General features: G+C 75.0%; 6 protein-coding genes. 5 read left to right on the top strand and 1 reads right to left on the bottom strand.

The window, feature by feature from the left end:
* Positions 1-11: 11 nt before the first annotated feature.
* Both ACR807_RS41335 and ACR807_RS41330 read left to right on the top strand, forming a co-directional pair.
* The gene (locus ACR807_RS41335) at positions 12-623 is read left to right on the top strand and encodes an RNA polymerase sigma factor (protein ID WP_438927014.1); all 612 of its coding nucleotides are present in this window, start codon (positions 12-14) and stop codon (positions 621-623) included.
* Positions 620-1,468: a hypothetical protein gene (locus ACR807_RS41330; protein ID WP_438927013.1), complete on the top strand. Its 849-nt coding sequence runs from the start codon at positions 620-622 to the stop codon at positions 1,466-1,468. Before ACR807_RS41335 ends, ACR807_RS41330 begins: the two co-directional genes overlap by 4 nt.
* Before the next feature lie 8 nt (positions 1,469-1,476).
* On the opposite strand, the gene ACR807_RS41325 is transcribed toward ACR807_RS41330, so the two are convergent.
* Positions 1,477-1,935 carry an Lrp/AsnC family transcriptional regulator gene (locus tag ACR807_RS41325; protein WP_438927012.1) on the bottom strand — a complete coding sequence of 153 codons (459 nt, stop codon included), beginning with the start codon at positions 1,933-1,935 and terminating at the stop codon, positions 1,477-1,479.
* Between the two features lie 94 nt (positions 1,936-2,029).
* On the opposite strand from ACR807_RS41325, the gene ACR807_RS41320 reads away from it, so the two are divergent.
* From ACR807_RS41320 to ACR807_RS41310, 3 genes are all read left to right on the top strand, one after another.
* Positions 2,030-2,839 (top strand): LLM class flavin-dependent oxidoreductase, encoded by an 810-nt coding sequence (locus ACR807_RS41320; RefSeq protein ID WP_438927011.1) that lies wholly within the window; start codon positions 2,030-2,032, stop codon positions 2,837-2,839.
* Entirely contained in the window at positions 2,836-3,243 is a 408-nt protein-coding gene (locus tag ACR807_RS41315; protein WP_438927010.1) for a nucleoside deaminase, read from the top strand. Before ACR807_RS41320 ends, ACR807_RS41315 begins: the two co-directional genes overlap by 4 nt.
* A 178-nt stretch (positions 3,244-3,421) precedes the next feature.
* On the top strand, positions 3,422-4,093 hold the full coding sequence (locus ACR807_RS41310) for a lytic polysaccharide monooxygenase auxiliary activity family 9 protein (RefSeq protein WP_438927009.1): 672 nt from the start codon (positions 3,422-3,424) through the stop codon (positions 4,091-4,093).
* The last annotated feature ends 13 nt before the right edge of the window (positions 4,094-4,106 follow it).

The raw sequence follows: 4,106 nt of genomic DNA, 5'->3' as shown, positions 1-4,106 counted from the left end.
ACTGACGGGACATGACGACCGATGACCCCCGCGAGCGCGGGCCGGACGACAGGGCGCTCTGGGCGCAGGCCGCGGCCGGCAGCGGGCACGCCTTCGGGGTCCTGTTCGACCGGCACGCCAAGGCGGTCTACAACCACTGCTTCCGGCTGACCGCGTCGTGGACGGCCGCCGAGGACCACCTCCAGAACACCTTCCTGCTGGCCTGGCGCAAGCGCGACGGGCTGCGGCTGGAGCACGACTCGGCCCTGCCGTGGCTGCTGGCCGTGGCGACGAACGTGGTGCGCGGCGACCGGCGCGCGCTGGCGCGGCGGCTGCGGCTGTTCCGGCGCGCCCCCGCGGAGGTCCCGGTGCCCGACCACGCCGACCTCGTCGCCGAGCGCGTCGACGACCAGCGGCGGATGGCGGTGCTGCTGGCCGCCGTGGAGGAGCTGCCCCGCAACGAGCGGGAGGCGCTCGCGCTGTGCGTGTGGTCCGGGGTGTCCTACGCGGACGCGGCGGCCGTGCTCGGCATCGCGGAGGGCAGCGTGCGGGCCCGCGTCAGCAAGGCCAAGGCCAGGTTGACCCGCAGGCTCGGTCCGCAGTCGGTCGACACCGTCCCCGCGATGTCCCTGGAGGACCGATGAACAGCGCACTCCCCCCGGCCCGGGACCTGCCGCCCGGCCGGCAGGCCGAGATCCGCGCCGAGCTGGAGCGGGCCGTCGCGGGGGGCGGACGCCGCCGCCCGCGGTACGCGCCCCTGGTCACCGGGGTCGCGGTGGCGGCCGCGGTCGCGCTGGTCGCCGTCACGACGTGGCAGCGCCCCGGGAACCCGGGGGCCGCGTCCGGCACGACCGGGGTGACGACGGCCGGGCCGACGACGACGAGCACGCCCGCGAAGCTCCCCGGGGCCGACCCGGTGGTCACCGGTCTCCCGCCCGGCCGGGAGGCCGAGATCGGGGAGGGCTGCCGGGCCATCGCGGGCGTGGGCGGCACGCCGAGGCTCTACCAGTACCTGCGCGGCGCCCTCGGCGACTTCGCCCTGGTCTACACGGAGGACACGGCCCTCGACTGCACCGTCGGCGGCCCCTCGATGCCCTACAACTCGGGGATGGCGGCGGGGATCGACCTGCGGTTGGTGCGGGGGTCGCTGGAGCTCGACGTCAACAGCAGCCGGGCCGGGGGCGACGTGCCCGGCAACAGGGCCCAGTACCGCGGGGCGCCGGGCGTCGAGTACGTGGCGGGCCGCGTCTCGGCGGACGTCGCCTCGGTGACCTGGGAGCGCCGCGGCGAGACGGTGCCGGCGACCGTCGCCAACGGCACGTTCGTCGCCTACGTCGAGCACCCGAGCACCTGGGAGATCCCGGAGACGAGCACGATCGGCGCGGTCCGCGCCTACGACGCGGGGGGCAGGCTGCTGGCCGAGATCGGTCCGGGGGGGCGGTGCGCCGCGCAGCCCGCCGGCTGCGGGACCGTGACGCCCTGGCGGTGAGCCTCCTCCTACCGGGGCGCGTCCGGCGCCGACACGCCCCGGTAGGGCAGGGCCTGGCCGTAGACGACGTTCGTGGTGGTGCTGCCGAACGCCATCAGCTCGTCCACGACCCGCTCCAGGTGCGCCATCGACGTGGCGGCGACCTTGAGCACGTAGCAGTCGTCGCCCGTGGTGCGCAGGCACTCCAGCACCTCGCCGCGCTCGGCGAGCAGCGCGTGCAGCGGCTCGTGCCGGTTGCCGGGGTACTTCAGCCGCACCACGGCCAGCACGGCGTAGCCGACCTTCCCGAGGTCGACCTCGGCGCGGTAGCCGGTGACGACGCCGGCGGACTCCAGGCGGCGGAGGCGTTCGGTGGTCGCGGACGCGCCGAGGTTGACCCGGCGGCCCAGCTCGGTGAGCGCGACCCGGCCGTCGCGCTGGAGCTCGGCGAGGATCGCCCAGTCGGTCGGGTCGAGGTTCACGGTCATCCCGCGAAAGTACCGGGGTTCTCCCGGCGTCCGGCCCGAAGGACCGTGGACGATCCCTTCAGCCGACAGGGGTGCCGGGCCTAGCCTTGACCGGGTGCGGATCGGTGTGAACGTCCCGAACTTCGGCCCCGGAACCTCGCCGGAGGTGCTGCGGAGCTGGGCCCTGACGGTCGAGGGGCTGGGCTTCGACTCCCTCTTCCTGTCCGACCACGTGGTGATCACCCCGGACGTCGCCGAGCAGTACCCGGCGCCGTTCTACGAGCCGTTCACCGCGCTGGCGTGGCTGGCGGGGGTCACCTCGCGGCTGCGGCTGGGCACGAGCGTGGTCGTGCTGCCCTACCGGCACCCGCTGCTGGTGGCGCGGATGGCGGCCAACCTCGCGGACCTGTCCGGCGGGCGGTTCGCGCTGGGCGTCGGCGTCGGCTGGGCGCGGCAGGAGTACGCGGCGCTGGGCGTGCCGTTCGGGGCGCGCGGCCGGCTCACCGACGAGGGGCTGGCGGTGGTGCGGGAGCACGCGCCGGGGGTGCCCCTGTGGGTGGGCGGGCACTCCGACGCGGCGCTGCGGCGGGCCGTGCGGTTCGGCGACGCGTGGCACGGGCTGCGCATGACGCCCGCCGCGCACCGGGACGCGGTGGCGCGGCTGCGGGCGCTCGCCGAGGAGGAGGGGCGGCCCGCGCCCGCGCTCGCCCCGCGCGTCCTGCTGCGCCTCGCGCCCGAGCCGGCCGGGGAGGGCCGGCTGCTCGGCGAGGGCACGGTCGAGCAGGTCGTGGCCGACCTGGCGGCGCTGCGGGACGCCGGGGCGGAAGAGGTGGTGCTGGACCCGTTCGTCGGCGACCCCGCCGAGACGCGGCACCCGGAGGTCGCGTGGCAGGCGCTCGCGACCGTGCGGAAGGAGTTCGGATGAGCTTGCGGCGCGCGGTGGAGCTGGCCCGGGAGGCCCGTGCGGCGGGCGACCCGCCGTTCGGTTCCCTGCTGGTCGGCCCGGACGGCCGGGTGCTGGCCGAGGAGCGCAACACCAGCGTGACCGACGACGACATCACCGCGCACCCCGAGCTGAAGCTCGCCCGGTGGGCGGCGCGGGAGCTGGCGCCCGCGGTCGCGGCGGGCACGACGATGTTCACCAGCTGCGAGCCGTGCGGGATGTGCGCGGGCGCGATCGCGCGCTCCGGGCTGGGGCGCGTGGTGTTCGCGCTGTCCGGCGAGCAGCTGAACGCGCTCAAGCCGGGTGGTGGCTTCCCCGCCGTGCCGACGGAGGGACCGGACCTGTACGAGGAGGCGCGCGCGGCGGTCGAGGGCTACTACCGCTGACCGCCGGGGGCGTGGCCCGCCGGCTGCGGCAGGCGGGCCGGTGGGCCGTTCGGAGCACGCCGGCCGCGCAAATCCTTCGTGCGCGGATGGGGTTCACAGAACGTGCCCGGTTCGCTACCTTGGGATCTGGGAGCGCTCCCAGTCCGGTAGTCGTCAATCCTCAACGTGGAGGACACACATGACCTTCCGACGCGGTCTCCGCACTGTGCTCGGCGTCTTCACCTCGGTCCTGGCGGTCCTCGCCGCCACGGTCGTGGCCCTGATCGGCACCACCGGCGTGGCCAGTGCGCACGGGTCCGTGACCGACCCGCCCTCGCGCAACTACGGTTGTTACCAGCGTTGGGGCAGCGACCACCTGAACCCGAACATGGGCCAGACGGACCCGATGTGCGCCCAGGCCTGGAAGGCCGACCCCAACACGATGTGGAACTGGAACGGCCTGTACCGCAACGGCGTCGGCGGCAACCACCAGGGCGCCCTGGCGAACGGCCAGCTGTGCAGCGGCGGTCTCGCCGAGAGCGGCCGGTACCGGTCGCTGGACGCGGTGGGCGCGTGGAACACCACCACCAAGCCGCGCCAGTTCACGCTCACCATCACGGACCAGGCGAAGCACGGCGCGGACTACCTCCGCGTCTACATCACCCGCCAGGGCGTGAACACGGCCACCCAGCCGCTGCGCTGGAGCGACCTGGAGCTCGTGACGTCCACCGGTCGCTACGGCACCACCGGCCTCTACCAGGCCCAGGTCAACGCGGGCAGCCGCACCGGCCGGCACGTGGTGTTCACCATCTGGCAGGCGAGCCACATGGACCAGGCGTACTACCTGTGCAGTGACGTGAACTTCCAGTGAGTCCCCGCGCGGG

Source organism: Saccharothrix sabaoui, assembly GCF_051756985.1.
GTDB lineage: Bacteria > Actinomycetota > Actinomycetes > Mycobacteriales > Pseudonocardiaceae > Actinosynnema.
This window is presented reverse-complemented; position numbering and strand designations above follow the sequence as displayed.

What these genes read in the sequence shown, in the direction of transcription:
- ACR807_RS41315 (WP_438927010.1), top strand. Translation starts at nt 2,836, where the DNA reads ATGAGCTTGCGGCGCGCGGTGGAGCTGGCCCGGGAGGCCCGTGCGGCG.
- ACR807_RS41335 (WP_438927014.1), top strand. Translation starts at nt 12, where the DNA reads ATGACGACCGATGACCCCCGCGAGCGCGGGCCGGACGACAGGGCGCTC.
- ACR807_RS41310 (WP_438927009.1), top strand. Translation starts at nt 3,422, where the DNA reads ATGACCTTCCGACGCGGTCTCCGCACTGTGCTCGGCGTCTTCACCTCG.
- ACR807_RS41330 (WP_438927013.1), top strand. Translation starts at nt 620, where the DNA reads ATGAACAGCGCACTCCCCCCGGCCCGGGACCTGCCGCCCGGCCGGCAG.
- ACR807_RS41325 (WP_438927012.1), bottom strand. Translation starts at nt 1,935, where the DNA reads ATGACCGTGAACCTCGACCCGACCGACTGGGCGATCCTCGCCGAGCTC.